Consider the following 19,693-nt stretch of genomic DNA (forward strand, 5'->3'; position numbering starts at 1 on the left):
TCACTCCAGCGTCGGCAAGGCGGGCAACGAGGCCATCAGGGCGCGCGCATCGTCATGAAGCTCGGCAGGGAAGTCGGGCAGGATGCCACCGACGAGAAGATCGTGGCTGGGCTTGTAGATCAGCGCCCACCGTTGCGGGTCGAGGCGCGTGCGTGCCTTCTCCAGCTGTTCTATCGCCAGAAGGATACGGGCGAGATGCGTTGCATCGATCGGCACCACCAGGCCGGGGCAGGTCAGGCAGCCGCCGAAGTGCGGGCAGAGCTTTTCCCCGCCAGCCATGGGATCGGTGCAGCGATGGCCAAACGACTCCGCGGCACGAGCCGATGCTGACGAACAGGGATTGGAGACCTGAGGAGTTTCGAGAATCCAGGCCACCATCATCCTCTGTAGTTTGGAGATGGTTTCGTGCTGGAGCCCACGGCTCTGATCTCCCCTAATATAGCGATCCGTGAGTTCCGGGCTGTTATGATTGAGCACATTCTGCGCCGCCCGCACGTCCCCTCCCGATGCACGATAATGTTCGACGGCGACGCTGCCCCGGAACATACTCGTGTGGAAGCGCGGCAACGCCGTTCGCAATTGATCGGGATGTTCGACATTCCATGCATCGATACGCCGGTTTGCCCGCTCGATGAATCGAGCCATGGCGCCTTCGAGGGTCGTGCGCTGGATGACGGCGACGTCCCGGCCCGGCCTGCGCATCAGGAACAGTCGATCCTTTTCGCTCGCGGTTGTGCGCACCGCCAGCGGCGCGGTTATTTTCAGCAGCTTGTCGATGATATTGGGTGCCGCATAGCGCCGCCGGCGATCGAAGGACCGTCGCTGCGCCCGTTTTACCAGATGTCCGGCGCGGCCCTTCTGCCAGTCGATCATCGTCCGATGTTCGATCAGGGGATGAGGCTCGATGCAATCGCGGTCGATGAGCCGAAGCGCTTCGGCGTTTCCCGCTGTCTGGATCGCAATGGCGATGAAGAAGGGGGCCAGACAGTCCGGCGTTGCGTGAAGATGACGTTCGAACCTGTCGTGCCCGCCATGGAGGTGTAACCTGCGGCCGAGCCGGTCGGGCAAGGCATGACGCGACGGCATCACACCGTGCCCGAGACAATGTAATTCCCGCAGCATGGCTTCAAAGCCATCCGGATTATCACCCTTTGCCGGCGCCTCAAGCAGTCGCTGTCCCTCCTCGAACAGCGCCCAGGCATCGTCGATCTCTTCATAGCACGACCGCAAGATTGCCTTGAGCTGCGAGCCGGACAGCCGGCTACCTTCCTTCGGCGCATGCCTGCCGGGAAACGGATTGAAGGGGAAGGATGGCCGGATCGGCAGCAGATCGGGCCTTCGTCTCGCGATCCGCTCGGTCAGAAGCTTGACCGGCTGATAGCGATTGTGACGCAGGCCCGGAGCACAGGGTTTTCCGGTTCGCGAAGGCAAGGCGTCCAGCCACAATATGTATCGGCCAAACAGTTCGGTCGTTAAATTCGCCGGCACCTGGACACTGCTGCCATCGGCGAGAAAGCGAGCGAAGAACTTCAGTGCGTTCCAGCACTGGTGACGCGTGGCGGGCGACGACGCCACATGATGTCCCCGGAACGCCTCGGCATAGGGCGCGACCAGCTCGGCTGGAAGATTGAGTTGCCCGAGGTCGAATCGCTGAACCAGCTCGCCCCACGCATCGCGGAACAGCACAATCGGCCCACCTTCAATCGAGACCGTGGGCTGTGCCTCATCCGATAGCCGGCGGTCGATGCGTCGGCGGTCAGTACGCATCGTCGATCACACGGCCGTAGAGATACTCGATCGTTTCGGCGATCTTGTCTCCATGCAATTCGACACAGCGCAGATAGATCGCCGTCGTTTCGATCGAAGCGTGACCAAGCAGGACCTGAAGGACCTTGAGGGGATTGATGTCGGGATTGCGTTGCGCTTCCGCCTGTAGCCGCACCAGCATGATCGTCGCGAAGGTGTGCCGCAGCCAGTGGCCAGAGCCATCCAGCCCCGCTGCGGCAAAGCCACGCGCGAATGCGGCCGACAGCCGGGCTTTGTTGACGGGCAGGCCACGCTTGTTGAGGAAGAGGGTGTTCGACGGCACGTAGTCTGGGTCTCGCCGTCGCAACCGCGTTATCAGCGCCGCGCGGTTTTCTCCAATATACCAGTTGGTGCGGTCGATGAGCCTCAGCGGCGGATAGACCGTGCGCCTTCGGTTTCCCTTCGTGACGGTGAGCGGGATCCCCACCAGCGGGTGATCCTCCATGTGCAGTTTGTCGCTGCGCGGCACCTGGTCCACCGTCAGCGCACACAGCTCCATCCGTCGCATGCCACTGGTCACCGCCCATTCCGCGATCAGTCGGTAGGGCATGTCGAGAGCGGCGAGCAACTGGTGAAGATCGTGGACGCGCAACGGCCTAGGCAATGTTTCATATTCCGAGACCGTCAGCATGTTTCCGGGCGCGGGCTTGCCCGCCGCGTGCGCAAGGAAACCTTTTAAGGCGGCTCCTATTGGCGGTGCCTCCCGATAGCTGAACGGGAGTTCGTCAATCATGTTGCGGCGATGCGCCCAGGCATAGAAGCGGCAGACCGACCGCACCCTGTCATTGATGGTCGACCGGGAATAAGGCCTTCCCGTATACGCGCTCGGCGTCTCGAGCATCCTGTTTCGGTAGGCCAGAATGGTGCCTTCATCGACCCTGTCCCAGGAGAGCTCCGATTGCTCAAGCGTGTCGAACCAGTCGTAGAGATGCTCGCCATAGGTCCGGATTGTTTCCGGCGAGTGCGCCCGCAACTCGGCCTGTCCAATCAGATAGGCGAAGGCAGGTTCGATGATCTGCATCCGATTGGAAAGGAGAATGGGAAAGTCGGGCGGGATCGGTGGATGCCCAGGAGCTGCACGCACGATCATGGCCATATCATGCCTCCAGCGGGCTTTGGATCGGCGTTGCGCCGGGAAATCCGCTCCGGGCTTCGGCTACGCCTCCGCCCTGCGCGGATCTCCCGGCGCAACGCTGAAGGCACGCTGATGCTTCCCTTTGAGGAGCCTGCGCTGCCGTCGCATACAGGACTATGGAGACAGTCAGATGACGTGATCTATCCGGGTATGCTGGACTGGGCGACCATGACGCACAATCCCTTCGTGGACGTCACCAAGGATACCACCACGCTTTACGCCAGCGACCGCGACGTGTTCCTGTTTCTGGTCGACGATACCCACCCAATCGAGGCCGGACGCCTGCCGAACGGAGAGCCGGATTTGTATTTCCGGGGATTTTATTGCTGGAATTCGGAAGTCGGCAGCAAGACGCTCGGCATCGCCTCTTTCTATCTTCGCGCTGTCTGCATGAACCGCAACCTTTGGGGTGTGGAAGGCTTCGAGGAAATCAGCATTCGCCATTCGAAGTTTGCGGCACAGCGGTTCGCCCACGAGGCGGCACCCGCCTTGACCCGCTTCGCCAACTCCTCGCCGGCGCCCTTCATCGCCGGCATCAAGGCTGCGCGTGAGAAGATCGTCGCCCGCAACGATGACGACCGCGAAACCTTCCTGCGCAAGCGCGGGTTCTCCAAGGCCGAAACCGGGAAGATCATCGATGCCGTCTTGCAGGAGGAGGGCAGGCCGCCCGAAAGCATTTTCGATTTCGTGCAAGGGATGACCGCGCATGCCCGCACCAAATCCCATCAGGACAGCCGGCTTGAGCTTGAGGGGAAGGCGAAGGCATTGCTGGAAAAGGCAGCCTGATCGTTTCGACGCTGCGCGGTCGAAATTCGGCCGCGCAGCGTCATGCTGGAATCTTCAGCCCCTCCGCTATCTGGGTTTGACAGCGGCGGCCGCGCCTCTTGGGCGGCCGCCCGCTCGCCGGGCTGTGCCCGGCTCGCGATGCGACTGCAGTCTAATTGCGATGCGTGGCTGGTCATCAAGCACGACATCGAATTTTACCGATGCTTTGACTTGACGTTTTGAACGGATACGACCTCGTTCAATAGCTCGTGCGGATCGAAGCCTATCGTTTCAGCCAGATCGAGAAATTCGACGACATCGATTCGCCGGCCCCCGGATTCGATGGCCGCGACCACCGATTGATATCTGTCCAGCGCTTTTGCCAAATCAGCCTGGCTCAGGCCGGCTTTCCTGCGCTTTTCGACGATCAGTTGGACAAGACGCAGATGTCTTGGTGATCGAAGCGTCTTCTGCATTTTTGCCGGTCCTTGACGAAGCCGGCAGATCAATTAAATGGAAAATCAGATAACCAGAAAATCTGATAATCTGGTCGCCCTCATCGATCAGCATGAACTCATCGAGGTGAAAGCCGTGGTGCATCCAGGCATCCCAATCAGGATTTGGCAGCACATCGAAGAAAAAGGTCTCGGCGCACGAGATTGCCATGCTTAAGCCTCTCCTCGATCCCGATGTCGCCGACGTCGCGCCAGACGTCCCCATCCTGACCGGCTACGACGAGGAGCGGCTGCTCACCTACATCCGCCTTCTCGATGCAGCAGCCGAAGACGCCGACTGGCGCGAGGTGGCCAGGATCGTTCTGCACATCGATCCCGCAAAGGAGCCGGAACGGGCATTCAGGGCGTGGGAGACGCATCTCGCTCGCGCCCGGTGGATGACCACCAACGGCTATCGCTACCTCCTGGCCGGCGGTGCACCACACTAGGCACGCGAACCGACGCTGTGCTCATTCAGCAAAGCGGTTTGCCGAACCTCTGACTACTCAAAGCAACAGTTGCCTCGGAAGCTGATGGCGAAGCTCGCGGCAGACCGCGGGCGTCGGTGTGGGGACCGTGGCCATGCACAGCGATTGGACCGATCCGGCAGTATACGAGCACATGCGCGGCTACGAAGCCGACGCGTTTGCCGCCGAGTATCTGATCCGGAACGCCGATTTCGTCGCCGAATGTGAGCGCTTGGCCTCAGGGCCGCTGACGACAGGAGAAATCACCGGCTCGCGCGACTTCGCCGTTCGCTGGGGCGCGCGATTTCACGATTCCGGGTGCCGAGCCTCTCTCGCCTGAACACATCGTCTGGACAGAACAGGCCTCGCCACGGGTTCTTCGCGCAACGCGGTGGACAGTTGCCGCCGGCTCCTCGCAGCCGGCCCGTCGATTCAGCAGGGTTCAGAGCTGGACAGAAGCCGACCAAGTTCATGTTCTCTGGCCGTCGGCACAAGAGACATATCACATCGTCTCGGCTGAACCAGGAAGCCTGCTCGACATCAATGCTGTTGTCCTGCCGCTTGATGACAATTTCGAAACCAGGCTCGACGCGGCGCGCCGGCTCCGGCGGGCGCTGAAGGGCCATCGGCTCGGCGCGCGCTATGGTTCCCTGCCACAGCAAACCAAGCTGAGGCACATACTCAATCTCCGTGCTTTTGATGGAAGGCACGCGCGGGCGCCTTACCGCCGGCTCGCCGAGAAATTGCTTTGCCACGAGCCCATCGCCGCGCGCGACTGGCGCGACCATCACCTGCGCCACAAGGTACGGGCGATCCTGCGCCGGGCCGACCGCCTGGTGGCCGGCGGCTATCGCGACCTTCTCCTCTATCCGCAAAGCCGCCAGGGCAATTCCAAGTCAGATTAGGCTCTGGGCGAAAATAGCCTTCGCCAAGAACTTGATGAAGCAATCCTGCGCCTTTCGATGAAGAGGATTGCGTGGTGCCCAAGCCAGAAAATCCTCAACCGACATCCATTGTCGGGGCTGTGAAGCAGAGCCACAGTGGATGAATTCGATACATAATTGTAGCTCTTCAGGATCGAAAACCAGTTGCCATGTTCCGGCATCATCCTCGGCGAGACGGCAGTTGATCGATGGCATGGTGATTCCTCCTTCGCCGGCAACAGTTCAAAAAACGAAGCTGAGGTCGATCATCGGATCTTGGTATTGACCAAGGTCGCCCATAGCCCCGATTCACAGCCAGCTCGGTCTCCTAAGACGATGCCGCGTCCGCCTCACCAGTGTCGACGCTGGTCTCGGCGCCTGGGGTAGCAAAAACACGCCCGTCGATCTTTGCCCTCCCTCGCCATTTCTCGATTCGGCCATCGTCCGTTTCGCGCGTCCCGGCAGGCCAGGACGACAGCAAAACCGAATGGAGATCGAGCGATGTCGAAGGGTCCCGCGGACGCGCGCCAAAAATATCTTCGGACCAAGGAGGCGGCACCTATCGTTGGCCTCTGCGTCCGGACCCTGGAAAAACACCGGACCTACGGCACCGGTCCCAAATACCGCAAGGTCGGTGGTCGCGTTCTCTACGACATCGACGACCTGCACGCCTGGATCGAACTCGGCGCACGCACGTCCACCAGTGATATCAACGCAATCGATATTCCTCCCGCCAAGCCACATGCGGCGCGCGCCCCGGCCTATGCCGGCAAGTCGCGCTGAGCCTTTCGTTGCGGGATACGGACATGACATCTCCGGGAGATCTGGCGTCGATTACGTTATTTCATGCGCGCCCCGGCAAGTTGGCGCTGCGGGATGCACAGGACCTGATGGCGTGGCCATTCTTCTCGCTGGCCAAATCGCGGCGCATCAGGCCGATCGACTTTCGCATGGGCGAAGTCGCCATCCGCGTCGAGGCAACCATCGAGCATGGCATGGCGACGATCTGGGATGCCGACATCCTGATCTGGGCCGCCTCTCAGATTGTTGATGCCCGTGACAATGGGCTGCGAACCTCGCGCGTGATGGCAGCAACACCACACGAGATCCTGACCTTCATCGGTCGCGGCACATCCGCCCGGGAATATCTGCTGCTCAAGGCGGCCCTGGATCGATTGCAGTCGACCACCGTCGCCACCTCGATCCGCCAACCGACCGAGCGGCGCATGCACCGCTTCTCCTGGATCAACGAGTGGAAGGAACGGGCCGACCATCGCGCTCGACCGCTTGGCATCGAGCTTGTCCTGCCCGACTGGTTCTACGCCGGCATCATGGTCGACGCCTTCGTGCTCACCATTGACCGCGCCTACTTCGAGCTGACCGGAGGCATCGAACGCTGGCTCTATCGCCTCGTGCGCAAGCACGGCGGCCGACAGGCGCATGGCTGGTCGTTCGACTTGCGCCATCTCCACGCAAAGTCCGGCAGCCTCTCGGCCTACAAGCGCTTTGCCTTCGAGGTTCGCGGGATCGTGCGCCGGCAATCCTTGCCGGGCTATCGCCTAGTTCTGGGCGTGACGCAGACCGGCGAACAACTGCTCACGTTCAAAGCCTGTCACCTGGATCCGTTCAACCGCTTCGGCAAGGCCAGGTCAACGGAGGACAGCCTGTGAATCAGCTCGGCATTTCAGGAACCCGACGGCACGGGATTTCGGGAACCCGATCCTCGTCATTTCAGGAACCCAAACCACAATCAACCCACGGAGCCGAAAGACGAAATCGCGCCCCTAACTTATCTAACTTCGAATCCTTCGGATTCTTTCTAACGCAAGGCTCGGTTCCGGTAGACAGATGTCGGTGCGACGAGTTTCGCGAACCGGCGCAGAGTTTCGTGTACCGGGGCGAAGTTTCGCGGACTCGATTCACGAACCGGGAGCCAGGTCATGAGTAGGCTTGGCCCGCGGTCCCCTTGGCTTCATCGGCCCCCACAGACGCCGGCGACGGCGGACGCTGCCTGGCTTTCGGTCGCGATGCTTCCTCAGGAGGTTCGACGCGATGTCGAGGCTCAGCTCGATCCCGAACCGCGCCTGCGCCTGAGCAACGATGGCGTGGCGATTCTGGTTGGCGCGGTCGGCACGGATCCATTGTGCAAGCGCCTCCGATTGAGCCGATGTCAGGACGGGCTTTCCGGTTGGGCGCTCAAGGGCCGCTTCGAGCCCATGTTCGATCCCGCGGTCGAGCCAGCGATAAACGCTCACCTGCTGGACACGGGCTATTGCTGCCGCCTCCCCGACGGTCGCCCCCGCCTTGAGTGCGGCAAAGGCCGTCAGCCGTTGGCGCCGGTGCTTGAAGCGTTCGCGGGCGGCTCGCTCCCGCAATTCGGAGGCGCTATCAGGCAAGCTGTCGATCCAGGAACGCCACGCACCTCGTCCGACAGCCGGCGTGGCTATTGCCGCCGCCAGGATCGTGCGCAGGTGTGCGGCCATATCGTCGTCGATATCGTTGTGGCGGCCCAGGAGACCTTCGAAGCGGACAGATTTCAGGATGCCGATCGCCGCAGGCAGGCGGTGCGGCAGGTCCGCCACCAGCCAGTCGAGCATCAGCAAGCTTCCATAGTTCGAGCCAAGCGAGAGCGAGAGCCGATCTTCCCAGCCCAGATCAAGTTCGCGGGCGATCCGGTTGAACAGCTGCTCGCGGTGCTGGGTGGCGACACCGGTCCAGATCATGCCGAGCAGCATGTCTGCAACCGCCATCATCGTGGCCCACTCGACCTCGCCCACGCCTGGCAGGAGCACGACGCCGGTCTTCTTCCCCGCAACAAGCAGCGATTGCAGATCGACCGACCGATCACTCGCCCGTTGCCCCTGCAAGCAGGCCAACCCTCGGCCGCACTTCTGGCACGCAAGCAGGTCGACTGGCGCCTTCGCGTTCAGCCCTTTGAACCGGATCGGACACCGGCATCCCGGGCATTCCCCGATCAGCCGGGTTCGGTGCCGCGGGCAGACACCGATCCAGCCCAGCAGCCAGAGCCGCCTCAGATAGGGTCGCTCGTCTTCCGCCAGACATTGCCCGCAGACATCGACACGCCGGCCTTTCCGGCGCGGCTTCGGATTTGTCCAGCGCCGGCTTGTGAAGCGCTGCGCGCCCTCATCGTCACGTGCGACCGACCAGCCCAGGAGCGTCATGGCTTTCAGCCGGGCCTGCTCGACTCCGGTCCGTTCCGCGATCGTTGCGAGCTGGCCTGCCGACGGACGACGCCACCACTCGGGATCACCCGCGGCATCCACCTTGAAGCCGTGCCGGCTGAACATGAGCGGAGACTGTCGGAGCGCCCAGCTCAGCTGGACGAGCCACGACACGAGCGCCTCATCCGCCGCCGGCTCGATGTGAACGGGCAGCATCGCCCGTGCCGGGAACGCCTCGGGCATGGCCGAGACGGCGAACAGATCAGACCGCAACACGCCGACGCTCGGAGGGCCGGATGAAGCCCGCATCCTCGATCATGCGTGCTGGGATCGCCTCCGTCCCGGTCTCGACCGCCAGCACAGCCGCCTTGACGACGACAGCGATGATCTCGCCGAGCACGCCCTCCGCCGCCGCGAGGATGCGGCCAGCCATGACCGGATCGTCGAGGTGCGACGGCTTGCGCAGCGGCAAGGCCGCTTCGAGCGTCGCGAGAAGCCGCCGATATTCCTCGTCGTCCTGCCACAGCGGCAAGGCGAATGGCTCGAACCGATTGACGAGCTGGTCGTCGCTTCGGATCGCGCGCAACGCCTCGGCCGTGCCGACGCCGACGAGCGGTATTTGCAACTCATTGCCCAGCCAGCGCAGCAGGTTGAGCAGCCGCCGTTGCTGCATCGTGGTGCCCGACAGCAGGTTGTGCAGCTCGTCGATCACCAGCAGGCGCGTGCCCGTCGCACGCATCATCCGCACCGCCATGTCCTGCTTGGCGGCGATGCGGTCGCGAGGGCCGAACGGCACTCCGAGCCCGTCGAGGATCGCGCCGAACAGCCGGCCCTCGTCCGGCCCCGGGGGCATCTGCACGCTCAGCACCGGCAGGACCGCCACGCCGTCCGCTGTCTCCACGGCGGTGATGGGTGGATGCACCCGCCGGAACTTCTCGACGATCATGGTCTTGCCGTTGTTCGTCGGGCCGACCAGCAGCAGGTTCGGCATCCGCATCCGCTTCGGGAAGGTCAGCAGATCTTCCATAGCCGCCAGGGCGGCGTCCGCCCGTGCATAGCCGATCCAGCGATCCGTGCGAATGCGCCGCACCCGTGCCTCCGCGGCGGCGTCGGCCAGCGGTCGCACTGCAGGGTGCAGATGCCGGTAATCCTCGCTCACGACCATTCCTCGAACGGGAAGATGCGGTCCTCCAGCGGGGCGTCGGCCTCGACGGGGCCGACTGCCGCACTCCGATCCGGGACGGCTGCGGGTTCGGCTGCACCACCTGCCACGACCCGGAGGCGGCGCTCCCGCTGTCGGCGGGCCGTCTTGGTCGTGCGCACCGCATCGTCGGCGATGGTGCGCATCGCCTCGATCGTGCGGAAGATCGCCGATTCGTCGACCAGCGACCGTCCCTCCTCCCGCAGGCGCTTCAGCGCCAGGCGGTGCTCCCACAGGCTGATCGGCGGCCGCCGCAGGTCGCGATAGGCAAGGTCGTAATAGGTGCCATCGGGCCCAAGCAGATAGATGCGGCTGAGATCGCGCGGGTCGTAGCGCACGATCATCCGCTCTGGATGGCCGATCCAGGTACTCAGCACGTCGGACCAATAGGCGATCGAGTGCAGGGCCACGCCATCGCGCCGGATCCGGCGGCGCTCGATCGGCAGGAAGTCGATCAGGAAGCGGCGAGGATCAGGCACGGCGACCGGCGCGCCACGGCCGAGCGTGGCGCCCTCGCCGGTAATGCCACGCTCCCAGGCGGCGAGCGGCGTCATGCCAATGCCGCGATGCAGTTCGCGGTGATAGACGCCGGCAATTGCGTGGCCGAGCCAGCGCTCGACCTCGTCGATCGTCATGGCGGCGGTCCGATCGGGCCTCAGGTCGCCCTTCTCCTGGATATTGGAGAAGGTCGTGCCCGGCAGCAGATGGACCTTGCCCATCATCGTGCCGATCAGCCGCTCGATGTGCCCGCCATAGTGCGGGGTGCGTACGGGACGGTAGTCGACGGCAATGCCATATTGCTCGCAACCGCGCTTCAGCGCCTCGGACCGGAACTCCTTGGCGTTGTCGAGGTGCAGTCGCTCGGGGATGCCGCGCACAGGCCACTCCGCATCGATGCCGCGCTCGGCCAGCCAGCTCTCCTTGGCGAGCGCTGCATGGGTCAGGCAGAGCGCCACGGACGTTGCCGAGGGCGGCTCCAGCGACAGGTGGAAGCCGGCGACGCAGCGCGTGCAGACGTCGATCGCCAGGGTCAGCCAGGGGCGCTGGATCGGTGCGCGCGTCTCGCTGTCCACCACGATCACGTCGACCAGCGTGTGGTCGATCTGGATCAACGACAACGGCCAGCGGGCCTCCAGCGAACCGACGACAGGAGCGTAGCGGTCGCGCGCCGCCTTGGCGCCCTGGCGCTTGGCGATCACGTCCCTACCTGGGCGGGCGCGAAGCCGGGCTGTGATGGTTCGCCGGCTCGGCGCGGTGAGGCCGCGCGCCGCACACTGGCGCTGCACCTCCTCGACCAGGTGCATGATCTTGGGCTTCTGGCGCGTGAGATAGACGCCGTCGATCGCCTCGTCGACCAGCGCGTCCACCTCGTTTTCGAGTCGGGAGAAGCCGGCGCTCGGCCCTCGCTTGCGCGGCAACAGGCTCGTCAGTCGCGGATCGGCGATGTAGCGGCGGATCAGGGCATAGACGTGGGTCGGCCCACAGCCCAGCTCCGCCGCGCCAGCTTCCACGTCCGCTCGGGTTCGGCTCGGATCATCCGCCAGGCGCCGGATGATCGGCAGGAAGCGGCGGGCTTCATCCCACGCGGCGCCGCTCACGGTCGCGATGTCGGGCACGCTCACGCCGCACCCACGCGCGTGCTCGGCACGATTGGCGCCGACAGATCGACGACAAGGGCGCCCCGCGCGATCAGGCGCCAGACCACGGCCAATCCGGCTTCGCGCGTCGTTGGCAAGGCGTCGACCAGCCCGATGAAGTCGATGGCGTCGGCGCGCGCCCGCGCCACGGCCAACTCCGCCAGCGCGGTGTCGATCGGCACGTTCCTGAGCGGCAGCAACCTCTTCGCCGCATCGAGGCGCGGACCGCGGATGCCGCGCTCCGTGGCAATCCTGAAGCGGGCGCCATGCTCGCCAGCCCAGGCCCGGGCGGCGACGAACGCCGGCCTCAGCCGATGCCAGTCCGATCTGAGGTCGGCGCGATATTTGACCTCGACGAGATCGGAGCCCCCGGCGCTCCAGTCGACGCGGAAGTCAGGCGTGTATCGCCGCGACCGCTGCCCGTGCCGGAACCGGATCGTGACCGGCTGCTCGGTCACCAACGCACCCGCATCCGTCCAGTTCGCGAGCGTCACGAAGTCTCGTTCGAGCGCGCTTTCGTGCTGCGCCACCCCCGTCGCGAGGGCCTGGAAGCCGGTCACATGCGATCGCCGGCTGAGGGGAATGCGCCGCCGCATCGGCCTCCACCTTCAAACGACTCAGTACGCAAACATCGCACATCTTGGGGTCAGTTCACAAACATGGGACAATATCTATGTCGCCAAGCCTTTGCGCGGACTCAGTTTCCGCTGCGCGCCGATTCACGAAACTCGTCGCACCGACAACAGACTGTGGACGACCTTCGCGATGCGCCCACCGGAGCGTCGGCGGAGGGACCAAAATCCGTTGGAGCACCCACGTGTCGGCCGCCCCTTCAACCGGGTCGCACAGCCTTGCGACTGCCCCCCCCATGCAGGGGAGGGCGGCGTGAGCGAATTCACCTTCGTCGAACTGCTCTGGCTGAAGAAGCGGATCGAGAACTATATCCGCTTCGGCAAATCCGTCGAGAACAGAATTATCGACAGAAGCCGCCGCGTCATCGCTTTCGCGCCTGGCAGCATCTTCGCATTCGTCCGCTGGACGGCAAGCGACTTTGGCACCGTCGCCTCACGCATCGACATTCTGCGCGCCGTCGGTGCGGGCAGGCGCTGCTCGAGCGTCGCCTATGTTCGGCCCGGCGCCGAGATCCTGCTGACCGCCATCGGATGGCCGAAGGTAGAGAAAATTCTGGAGATCATCGATGCCGTCGAAGCGATCAGCATCGACGCAACAGACGTTTCGCCGGAATATTGGCGGCACGTCCATAGCCGGCTCGCCGCGCGTGAAAGCCCCAGGCCTTACACACGGCAGCGGCATGAAGCGTGGCTGCTGCGCCGCCGGATCGAGCCATGAGCGCGCGCGGCAAGATTGCCGCGACGATGCTCGCCGGCACGGCGTTGATCGTCACCCCGGCCTTGAGCAGACATACGCCGTGGTTGATCTGGAACGCTTCGGCGAGCGTTCCGATTGGGCTCTATCGCATCGAACCAGACCAAAAGATCGCTGACGGTGATCTCGCCGTCATAATGCCGCCCGCAGCGCTCGCCGATGTCCTCACCGAACGCCAATATCTGCCGCGCGGCGTGCCCCTCTTGAAGCATGTCCTGGCGCACGGCGGTGAAACCGTCTGTCGCCGTGGGGCGGCCATCATCGCGCACGGCAAGATCTACGGCAGCGCGCTCGAGCGCGACAGTCGCGGTCGACCGCTGCCTGTGTGGCAAGGCTGCCATGTGCTTGCCGACGGCCAAATGTTCCTCATGAACTGGGCTGCCGCCGGCAGTTTCGACAGCCGCTATTTCGGTCCACTCCCAATCACCAGCATCGTTGGTCGTGCGGTCCCCATCTGGACCATCGACCGCCCAACTCCGGCGCCGGATGCCTCCGGCGAACCGGCTCCCGGCGAGCCATGACGGCGCGTTTTCTCTCCCGACGAAAGGACAATCACATGAGTCAGATCGGCACCTTCACCCGCAACGATGACGGCTTCTTCGGCAACATCTGCACGCTGACGATCGATGCCAAGCTCGCCATCCTGCCTGTCGAGAAAACGGATGCGGAAAATGCCCCCGAACACCGCATCTACTGCGACGGCGTCGAAATCGGCGCGGCGTGGGACCGCACCGGGGAGAAGGCAGGCGCCTACCTCTCGGTGCTCATCGACGATCCGTCCTTCACGCAGCCAATACGCGCCAACCTGTTCCAGGTCCCCACGGAAAAGGACGTCTGGAATCTGCACTGGAGCCGGCCGTCGAAGCGCGAAGAACGGGCCTGAGTTCGATGTTTCGATCGCGCACCATCGATCTTGCCATGGCAAACCCTTTGATCGATCGAATGCCGGTCAAACCCTTCGACCCGATCGCCTGTCAGGCGGCCGTCGCGCGCAGCGGAGGTCAAGGGCGGCCGAACGGTTCTCCATCGACTGAGGCGCTGCTTGCGCTGCAGTCTTGCATGAGAAGCATGGTCGGTCGGCGAAGCCTTGCCCTTGACGGAAGCGAGCACGGCGGCAGTCTCTCGGCGGGTCGGGACTGTGGTCCACGCGTCACTCGCCTACGTATGTCGACGCTTTCGGCATGCGCGCTGCTCATGTTTGTCTCTGTGTCCAGCCCGGCAGCAGAACCTCCATCATACCTGCTAAAATCCTGCGCCGGGAGAGCGATCGGGATGAGCGGGACGTGGTCCGCTTACATCTGTGAAGCCGCGAAACGTTATGAACTCCCCGAGCGCTTGATACGCGCAGTGATGCATGTCGAGAGCGCCGCCGATGTGCGTGCTCTCTCGCCAAAGGGTGCCATGGGCTTGATGCAGATCATGCCCACCACCTGGGAAGAACTGCGCGTCAAACATGGTCGCGGGAACGATCCATACAACCCGCGAGACAACATTATTGCCGGCGCTGCGTATCTTCGCGAGATGCTCGATCGTTTCGGTCCGAAGGGATTTCTTGCCGCCTACAACGCCGGACCACAACGCTACCAGGAGCATCTTTCAACCGGTCGTCCGCTGCCTCGCGAAACGATCGACTACGTTGCGAAGCTGATGCCGTTGATCAAGGGAGCTGTTGCGATCCCGCCCCAATTGGAACGATTGGGAAAGCGGTCGAGCGCGGATCGTTCGCAGCTTTTTGCTCGCGAGTTTGCTCGGATAAATGACGTCGAATGGCGAGACAAAAGAGGTTTCGATTCCGTCGACCAAACGGTGTTCGCGCAGATGCGTTTAATCGCAATGCCGCCACAGAGCGACGCGACGTTGAGCGATCTCACAGCGCTTGAGCCGGAGCCGGCTACTTTGCGCACAAACTCCTATCCCACCCCAAAGCCGGCTGCGAACAGCCTCTTCATCCCACGATCGCGCGGTGCATCTCGATGAGCGCTGGTTTTCGCGTCGATCTGGTTCTGGCCTGTTTTGTCGCGGAATGGGCGGCGGAAGTGCTGGCGGCTAGGGAGGTCGGCGAGGGATGGCAAGATAAAAGGCCGCGATGTGCGGCTCGGTCGGTCGGTTGTTTTGATTGGCTTTTCTCGAGCTTTGCGCACATCGCCAGAAACACACGCACATCGCGCGAATTGGTATTCTGCAACCGTTTCAGCGTGGTTCGCACATCGCAGGGGAATTGTCGTGAGAGGTGACGATGATTTCCGCGTGCGGCCGGGCCGTATCCGCTCGCGCCAAAGCCAAAGGGCACGGCCCTTCATCGCCCAAGCGCTTGCCGCCGCGCGGAAAGCTGGGGGGAGAATTTCTCGCCATGGCAGAATCACGAACGGGCACGGCTCCTATTTTGGACGCGGCCGGGTGGCGAGCATTCGCGCCAGTCGCTTCATCAGCCGCCGCTCTCGTTCCTGCACAGTCAAGGCGCTCGTGGTCCGTCACAAGCGACAGAATGGCCCGCTTGCCCGACACCTCAATTATCTGCGGCGCGAAGGGGTCACCCGCGACGGCGAGAAGGCGCGCATGTTTGGACTGCAAACCGACGATGTCGATGTCAAAGATTTCGCCGACCGGTGCGCGGATGATCGGCACCATTTTCGCTTCATCGTCTCGCCCCAAGACGCCCTCGACATGGCCGATCTCAAGACCTTCACTCGCGACCTGATGGTGCAGGCTGAGAAGGACCTTGGCACCACTCTAGATTGGCTGGCCGTCGATCATTGGAACACGGACAATCCCCACGTCCACATCATCCTGCGCGGCAGATCCGGGGACGGTCAGGATCTCGTCATCTCTCGCGACTACATAAAAAATGGGATGCGCAGTCGTGCGCAGGATCTGATCACTCAGGAACTTGGGCCAAGGACCGATCGTGAAATTGATCGCACATTCCATCGACAAATCGAAGCCGAACGCTGGACGGAACTCGACCGCCAGCTTGCTCATGAATTCGACAGGCATGGCATGGTCGACGTCGCCCCTATCGGGGGTCGGAAGCCTGATGAGTATCTCGCGGTGAAAGTCGGCCGCTTACGAAAGTTGGAAAGCCTTGGCCTCGCGCACCCGATCGGTGGCGGTCAGTGGACAGTGGTCGCCGAAGCCGAAGCCACCCTGCGGGCGCTTGGCGAGCGCAACGACATCATCAAGCGGATGCATCGCACGCTGGCCGAACATGGGCTCGACAGAGGCACTGCCGACCAAGTTCTTGCGGGCGAGGCGAGCGACGCGCCCATCATCGGCAGGCTCATGGGCCGAGGCCTGGATGACGAGTTGCGCGCGTCTGCGTACGCAATTGTCGACGGCATCGATGGCCGCACCCACTACATCCGGTTTCAAGATCTGGATACCACGGGAGACTCTGCACCAGGTTCGATTGTCGAGCTTCGGCGCTACGAAGACGGGCAGGGCCGGAGCCGGGTCGCCCTTGCTGTCCGTTCGGATCTTTCGATCAAAGAACAGGTCGGTGCTGACGGCGCGACGTGGCTCGATCGGCAACTGGTGGCGCATCGGCCAGCCAGACTAGGCGAGGGCGGATTTGCACAGGAGGTTAGACAGGCGCTGGAGAACCGCACCCAACACCTTGTCGAGCAAGGCTTGGCGCGGCGTGAGGCTGAACGTGTCATATTCGCGCGCAACCTCATTGCAGAGCTTCGCGGTCGCGAGATTGATGCACTGGGCGCGCAGCTGGCCGCCGCGACAGGTCTGGTATTCGCGAAGGCAGCTGAAGGTGACCAAATTGCTGGTGCCTACCGACGGCGCTTCTCTCTTGCCACAGGCCGCTTCGCGATGATCGACGATGGGCTCGGCTTCAAGCTTGTGCCTTGGTCACCCCGACTCGAGACTCACCTGGGCAGGCATGTCACCGGCGTCATGCGGGCCGGGGGTGGTGTGGATTGGACACTAGGCAGGAAACGAGGGCTCGGGCTATGAGGCTGGTTGGTCAGGTACGCGACATAGTCCGGTCGAGGCCCTTTTTTCATAGGAGCATCCCCGTTGCTGCGCAGTCGGCGCGGCTCTTGAGTCTGACTTCTCCCGACAAAATAAGGTCGCCGTATTCCAGTCTGTCCCCTGCTAATCAATCTGAGGAAGAATATGACCAACCGTCGTCGTCAGAGAGATCATGCGCGCGCGAATGCAGAGTTGGCTTGGCGGCGACATCCTGCGATCTGGGTATCTCAAACAGACGACGACCTTGTTCAAACAGCTGAGATCCAGAGTTGACACTCTGCGCGTCCTGCTCTTGACCGCCGCGCGGACGCTCGCTGCCCCGATGCATGAATGGGTTGCCGGAGGGCATATCGAAGGGACAAGACCATGACCAAGATCGCCCTCGTCGCGATGACCATTGTCGGCTGCGACTGCGACGCCAAGCTGTGCGAATATATCGGCGAGACGCCGGCCAAATGGTCGACCATCGCCGAGTGCGAAGCCGCGATGAAGAGCCAGATCCTGCATGAGCGCAATTTCGACTACCCGCTCGTCTCCGGCATCTGCCGCACCAAAGGGTCGTCGTCCACCGCGAAAGGGGCCGCGACCGCTTCCCGCCCGGAACTGAAGTCTGCGAGCCCAACCACTGAGCCTGAAAGAGCGCTGCCGGCAGAGCTAAGCCATCGCCCCAGTGTGCCGGTCGGTTCACCGACCACGGCCACGGAGGCCGCCGCCGCCCGACCTGTCGCCTACGAACAGGTGGTCGATGGCGGGACCGGCGTGCTTTATCGGACGAAAAACGGATATGCGGTGGTCGAGACCGATCTTGGCCGCGCCGTCTCGGCGATCGCCGAGGCCGCAAAACGCTCAGTGAACTGGCTAGCCAGCCTGATGCCGACGGGTCTGTAGGCTGGCCTCTACGTCTTCAGCTTGAGGCTCTCAGAACTTGTCGGTCAGCGGCTGTTCGGTAGCGGCGTCCTCGCCGGCGACGCGCTGATGTACATGAGACCTTGATCGGCAAGGCCGAGGCAGCGCTCGCCGCAGACGGCGGCACATACGGACTCCTGTTCGAAAACGGCTGGAAGTGGTTCGTTATTCCCGACCATTGCGCACCGATTGTCACTCCAAATGGTATATACAAGATCGGCAGTGCAGATGAGCCGGGTGAATAGCTCTGATGTCCAAGGCGACGGCCCATCACGCGCCGGCTTGCACGCGCAGCCGGTGGTAGGCGCCCGCTGAATACAATCGCCGCGCCACGGAGCACAGCACACGGCCGATTCAGCGGCGTCGGACGATTTTTCAGCCTGGGCCGAACTGCCGCCTGCCTTTCTCGCGTGCGTCCAGCGCTTTTGCACTCAGTTCGGAGATCCCCGATTGCTTGGAAAAATCGCCGCGTACGATGCCGTGGCGCTGCAGCTTATCGTAAAACGTCTTGCGCGGAATGCCGAGCGCCTCGACCGTGCGCCTGACATCGCCGCCGTTGCGGCCGAGCGTCTCGCGGATGATGTGTGCCTCATAGCGCTCCAGGCGCTCGGGCAAGGACATGACGGTGTCCGGATCGGCCGGCCGAAGAGAAGAGCTGCCACCGATCTCTTCCAACCCGAGCACGAAGCGCTCGGCAAAATGCGCGAGTTCGCGAACATTGCCGGGCCAATCATGTTGCCGGAGATGGTGCTGGACGGCGGCTGGCACGGCGGGCACCGGGCGATGAAAGCGGATTGCGGCGCGCTCTGCGAAGTAGCCGAACAGAAGAGCGACATCATCGCGGCGCTCGCGCAGCGGTGGAATGGAGACGGTGACCACGTTGAGCCGGTAATAGAGGTCCTCCCGGAAATCGCCGCGCTGGCGCGGGTCGCCGAGATCGACCTTGGCGGCGGCGACGACGCGCAGATCCACCGGCCTCACGTCATTGGTGCCAAGCGGCATGACCTCGCGCATTTCCAACACCCGCAACATGCGCACCTGTGTCGAAACCGGCATGCTTTCGATCTCGTCGAGGAACAGCGTGCCGCCGCTTGAATGTTCGACACGGCCGATCCGCTTCTTTTGCGCGCCGGTGAAAGCGCCGGCCTCGTGTCCGAACAATTCGCTTTCGATCACCGTCTCCGGAAGGGTGCCGCAATTGAGAGCGACGAAATTGCCCTTGGCGCGGCGGCTCCAGCGATGCAGCAGCCCGGCCACCACCTCCTTGCCGGAGCCAGTCTCGCCGGTTACCAGCACGTCGACATCGGTGTCTGCAATTTGCCGTAAGGTGCGGCGCAGCCTTTCCATCGCGGGGGTCTGGCCGATCAGCGGCAGGCTGTCCTGTGCCAGCTCACCCGCCTCGCGCAACGCCCGGTTCTCCATCGTCAGACGCCGCTTTTCCGCGGCCCGCCGCACGCTCTGTGCCAGGCCCTCAGCGGCGAACGGCTTGGTGATGAAGTCGTAAGCGCCATCCTTGATCGCCTTGACAGCCATTGCGACGTCCCCGTGGCCGGTGACAAGAATGACGGGGATGTCCGGATCGAGCCGCAGGATGCGGTCGAAAAGCTGCAACCCGTCGATCTCGGGCATGCGGATATCGGACACCACCACACCGGCAAAATCGGAATCGATCCCGGCCAAGGCCTTCGCCGCCATCGAGAAGGCCGATACCGAGAATCCGGCAAGCTCAAGCGTCTGGGCGGTGGCTTTCAGGAGGTCACGGTCGTCCTCGATTAGTATCACTGGTGCTGGGCTCTGGTGCGTCATGTTC

General features: G+C 63.2%; 22 protein-coding genes and 1 pseudogene. 14 read left to right on the forward strand and 9 right to left on the reverse strand.

Translation table 11 applies throughout. The annotated features are described in order from the left end of the window. Complete coding sequence (locus tag O7A70_RS06470) at nucleotides 1-1,767, reverse strand: hypothetical protein (RefSeq protein WP_337139630.1); 1,767 nt, start codon at nucleotides 1,765-1,767, stop codon at nucleotides 1-3. Next, nucleotides 1,757-2,902, reverse strand: coding sequence for a tyrosine-type recombinase/integrase (locus tag O7A70_RS06475; protein WP_337139631.1), 1,146 nt, complete (start codon nucleotides 2,900-2,902; stop codon nucleotides 1,757-1,759). Before O7A70_RS06475 ends, O7A70_RS06470 begins: the two co-directional genes overlap by 11 nt. Nucleotides 2,903-3,085: 183 nt before the next feature. Between O7A70_RS06475 and O7A70_RS06480 the strand changes: the two are divergent. Further along, nucleotides 3,086-3,727, forward strand: a pseudogene (locus tag O7A70_RS06480) (DUF932 domain-containing protein); the annotation flags it as partial. A gap of 194 nt (nucleotides 3,728-3,921) precedes the next feature. Here O7A70_RS06480 and O7A70_RS06485 read toward each other — a convergent pair. Continuing rightward, a complete protein-coding gene (locus tag O7A70_RS06485) occupies nucleotides 3,922-4,182 on the reverse strand; it encodes a helix-turn-helix domain-containing protein (protein WP_337139632.1) in 261 nt (86 codons plus the stop codon). A gap of 37 nt (nucleotides 4,183-4,219) precedes the next feature. Between O7A70_RS06485 and O7A70_RS06490 the strand changes: the two genes are divergently transcribed. The 4 genes from O7A70_RS06490 (at nucleotide 4,220) to O7A70_RS06505 (ending at nucleotide 5,572) form a co-directional block, all read left to right on the forward strand. Beyond that, the gene (locus tag O7A70_RS06490; RefSeq protein WP_337128554.1) at nucleotides 4,220-4,378 is read left to right on the forward strand and encodes a hypothetical protein; all 159 of its coding nucleotides are present in this window, start codon (nucleotides 4,220-4,222) and stop codon (nucleotides 4,376-4,378) included. Further along, nucleotides 4,371-4,649, forward strand: coding sequence for a DNA -binding domain-containing protein (locus tag O7A70_RS06495; RefSeq protein ID WP_337128555.1), 279 nt, complete (start codon nucleotides 4,371-4,373; stop codon nucleotides 4,647-4,649). The genes O7A70_RS06490 and O7A70_RS06495 overlap by 8 nt, the downstream gene beginning before the upstream one ends. Before the next feature lie 133 nt (nucleotides 4,650-4,782). Next, nucleotides 4,783-5,007, forward strand: a complete 225-nt coding sequence (locus O7A70_RS06500; protein ID WP_337139633.1) for a transcriptional regulator domain-containing protein — start codon at nucleotides 4,783-4,785, stop codon at nucleotides 5,005-5,007. 214 nt (nucleotides 5,008-5,221) lie between these two features. Next, the gene (locus tag O7A70_RS06505; protein ID WP_337139695.1) at nucleotides 5,222-5,572 is read left to right on the forward strand and encodes a DUF2285 domain-containing protein; all 351 of its coding nucleotides are present in this window, start codon (nucleotides 5,222-5,224) and stop codon (nucleotides 5,570-5,572) included. On the opposite strand, the gene O7A70_RS06510 is transcribed toward O7A70_RS06505, so the two are convergent. Continuing rightward, entirely contained in the window at nucleotides 5,564-5,806 is a 243-nt protein-coding gene (locus tag O7A70_RS06510; RefSeq protein WP_337139634.1) for a hypothetical protein, read from the reverse strand. The two genes, O7A70_RS06505 and O7A70_RS06510, sit on opposite strands and share 9 nt — an antisense overlap. A gap of 285 nt (nucleotides 5,807-6,091) precedes the next feature. On the opposite strand from O7A70_RS06510, the gene O7A70_RS06515 reads away from it, so the two are divergent. Both O7A70_RS06515 and O7A70_RS06520 read left to right on the forward strand, forming a co-directional pair. Then, complete coding sequence (locus O7A70_RS06515) at nucleotides 6,092-6,373, forward strand: helix-turn-helix transcriptional regulator (protein ID WP_337139635.1); 282 nt, start codon at nucleotides 6,092-6,094, stop codon at nucleotides 6,371-6,373. 23 nt (nucleotides 6,374-6,396) lie between these two features. After that, complete coding sequence (locus O7A70_RS06520) at nucleotides 6,397-7,260, forward strand: replication initiator protein A (RefSeq protein ID WP_337139636.1); 864 nt, start codon at nucleotides 6,397-6,399, stop codon at nucleotides 7,258-7,260. A 249-nt stretch (nucleotides 7,261-7,509) separates the two neighbouring features. Here O7A70_RS06520 and O7A70_RS06525 read toward each other — a convergent pair whose 3' ends face one another. From O7A70_RS06525 to O7A70_RS06540, 4 genes are read right to left on the reverse strand one after another with little or no spacing between them, the layout of a single operon-like run. Beyond that, nucleotides 7,510-9,048 (reverse strand): TniQ family protein, encoded by a 1,539-nt coding sequence (locus tag O7A70_RS06525; RefSeq protein ID WP_337139637.1) that lies wholly within the window; start codon nucleotides 9,046-9,048, stop codon nucleotides 7,510-7,512. Next, nucleotides 9,035-9,937 (reverse strand): TniB family NTP-binding protein, encoded by a 903-nt coding sequence (locus tag O7A70_RS06530; protein WP_337139638.1) that lies wholly within the window; start codon nucleotides 9,935-9,937, stop codon nucleotides 9,035-9,037. The genes O7A70_RS06525 and O7A70_RS06530 overlap by 14 nt, the downstream gene beginning before the upstream one ends. Then, nucleotides 9,928-11,595: a Mu transposase C-terminal domain-containing protein gene (locus tag O7A70_RS06535; protein ID WP_337139639.1), complete on the reverse strand. Its 1,668-nt coding sequence runs from the start codon at nucleotides 11,593-11,595 to the stop codon at nucleotides 9,928-9,930. Before O7A70_RS06535 ends, O7A70_RS06530 begins: the two co-directional genes overlap by 10 nt. After that, a complete protein-coding gene (locus O7A70_RS06540) occupies nucleotides 11,592-12,170 on the reverse strand; it encodes a TnsA endonuclease N-terminal domain-containing protein (protein WP_337139640.1) in 579 nt (192 codons plus the stop codon). The genes O7A70_RS06535 and O7A70_RS06540 overlap by 4 nt, the downstream gene beginning before the upstream one ends. Before the next feature lie 325 nt (nucleotides 12,171-12,495). Here O7A70_RS06540 and O7A70_RS06545 point away from each other — a divergent pair, with 325 nt between their 5' ends. From O7A70_RS06545 to O7A70_RS06575, 7 genes are all read left to right on the forward strand, one after another. After that, nucleotides 12,496-12,960 carry a DUF2840 domain-containing protein gene (locus O7A70_RS06545; protein WP_337139696.1) on the forward strand — a complete coding sequence of 155 codons (465 nt, stop codon included), beginning with the start codon at nucleotides 12,496-12,498 and terminating at the stop codon, nucleotides 12,958-12,960. Then, on the forward strand, nucleotides 12,957-13,517 hold the full coding sequence (locus tag O7A70_RS06550) for a S26 family signal peptidase (protein ID WP_337139641.1): 561 nt from the start codon (nucleotides 12,957-12,959) through the stop codon (nucleotides 13,515-13,517). Before O7A70_RS06545 ends, O7A70_RS06550 begins: the two co-directional genes overlap by 4 nt. Nucleotides 13,518-13,552: 35 nt before the next feature. Further along, on the forward strand, nucleotides 13,553-13,879 hold the full coding sequence (locus O7A70_RS06555; protein ID WP_337139642.1) for a DUF736 domain-containing protein: 327 nt from the start codon (nucleotides 13,553-13,555) through the stop codon (nucleotides 13,877-13,879). A 389-nt stretch (nucleotides 13,880-14,268) separates the two neighbouring features. Further along, nucleotides 14,269-14,973 (forward strand): lytic transglycosylase domain-containing protein, encoded by a 705-nt coding sequence (locus O7A70_RS06560; protein ID WP_337139643.1) that lies wholly within the window; start codon nucleotides 14,269-14,271, stop codon nucleotides 14,971-14,973. A 246-nt stretch (nucleotides 14,974-15,219) separates the two neighbouring features. Beyond that, nucleotides 15,220-16,959: a relaxase/mobilization nuclease domain-containing protein gene (locus O7A70_RS06565; RefSeq protein ID WP_337139644.1), complete on the forward strand. Its 1,740-nt coding sequence runs from the start codon at nucleotides 15,220-15,222 to the stop codon at nucleotides 16,957-16,959. 384 nt (nucleotides 16,960-17,343) lie between these two features. Further along, complete coding sequence (locus tag O7A70_RS06570) at nucleotides 17,344-17,865, forward strand: hypothetical protein (RefSeq protein ID WP_337139645.1); 522 nt, start codon at nucleotides 17,344-17,346, stop codon at nucleotides 17,863-17,865. 101 nt (nucleotides 17,866-17,966) lie between these two features. Beyond that, entirely contained in the window at nucleotides 17,967-18,128 is a 162-nt protein-coding gene (locus O7A70_RS06575; RefSeq protein WP_442921164.1) for a hypothetical protein, read from the forward strand. Nucleotides 18,129-18,258: 130 nt separating this feature from the next. Here the strand turns inward: O7A70_RS06575 and O7A70_RS06580 are convergent, their stop codons facing one another. After that, on the reverse strand, nucleotides 18,259-19,689 hold the full coding sequence (locus O7A70_RS06580) for a sigma-54-dependent transcriptional regulator (protein WP_337139646.1): 1,431 nt from the start codon (nucleotides 19,687-19,689) through the stop codon (nucleotides 18,259-18,261). Between the last annotated feature and the right edge of the window lie 4 nt (nucleotides 19,690-19,693).

It is taken from the genome of Mesorhizobium sp. Cs1299R1N1 (assembly GCF_037179655.1).
Classification (GTDB): Bacteria; Pseudomonadota; Alphaproteobacteria; order Rhizobiales; family Rhizobiaceae; genus Mesorhizobium; species Mesorhizobium salmacidum.

Bases quoted from the DNA above. Each gene is read 5' to 3' on its own strand.
- O7A70_RS06470 (WP_337139630.1), bottom strand. From the start codon at position 1,767: ATGCGTACTGACCGCCGACGCATCGACCGCCGGCTATCGGATGAGGCA.
- O7A70_RS06475 (WP_337139631.1), bottom strand. From the start codon at position 2,902: ATGGCCATGATCGTGCGTGCAGCTCCTGGGCATCCACCGATCCCGCCC.
- O7A70_RS06485 (WP_337139632.1), bottom strand. From the start codon at position 4,182: ATGCAGAAGACGCTTCGATCACCAAGACATCTGCGTCTTGTCCAACTG.
- O7A70_RS06490 (WP_337128554.1), top strand. From the start codon at position 4,220: ATGGAAAATCAGATAACCAGAAAATCTGATAATCTGGTCGCCCTCATC.
- O7A70_RS06495 (WP_337128555.1), top strand. From the start codon at position 4,371: ATGCTTAAGCCTCTCCTCGATCCCGATGTCGCCGACGTCGCGCCAGAC.
- O7A70_RS06500 (WP_337139633.1), top strand. From the start codon at position 4,783: ATGCACAGCGATTGGACCGATCCGGCAGTATACGAGCACATGCGCGGC.
- O7A70_RS06510 (WP_337139634.1), bottom strand. From the start codon at position 5,806: ATGCCATCGATCAACTGCCGTCTCGCCGAGGATGATGCCGGAACATGG.
- O7A70_RS06515 (WP_337139635.1), top strand. From the start codon at position 6,092: ATGTCGAAGGGTCCCGCGGACGCGCGCCAAAAATATCTTCGGACCAAG.
- O7A70_RS06520 (WP_337139636.1), top strand. From the start codon at position 6,397: ATGACATCTCCGGGAGATCTGGCGTCGATTACGTTATTTCATGCGCGC.
- O7A70_RS06530 (WP_337139638.1), bottom strand. From the start codon at position 9,937: ATGGTCGTGAGCGAGGATTACCGGCATCTGCACCCTGCAGTGCGACCG.
- O7A70_RS06550 (WP_337139641.1), top strand. From the start codon at position 12,957: ATGAGCGCGCGCGGCAAGATTGCCGCGACGATGCTCGCCGGCACGGCG.
- O7A70_RS06555 (WP_337139642.1), top strand. From the start codon at position 13,553: ATGAGTCAGATCGGCACCTTCACCCGCAACGATGACGGCTTCTTCGGC.
- O7A70_RS06560 (WP_337139643.1), top strand. From the start codon at position 14,269: ATGAGCGGGACGTGGTCCGCTTACATCTGTGAAGCCGCGAAACGTTAT.
- O7A70_RS06570 (WP_337139645.1), top strand. From the start codon at position 17,344: ATGACCAAGATCGCCCTCGTCGCGATGACCATTGTCGGCTGCGACTGC.
- O7A70_RS06580 (WP_337139646.1), bottom strand. From the start codon at position 19,689: ATGACGCACCAGAGCCCAGCACCAGTGATACTAATCGAGGACGACCGT.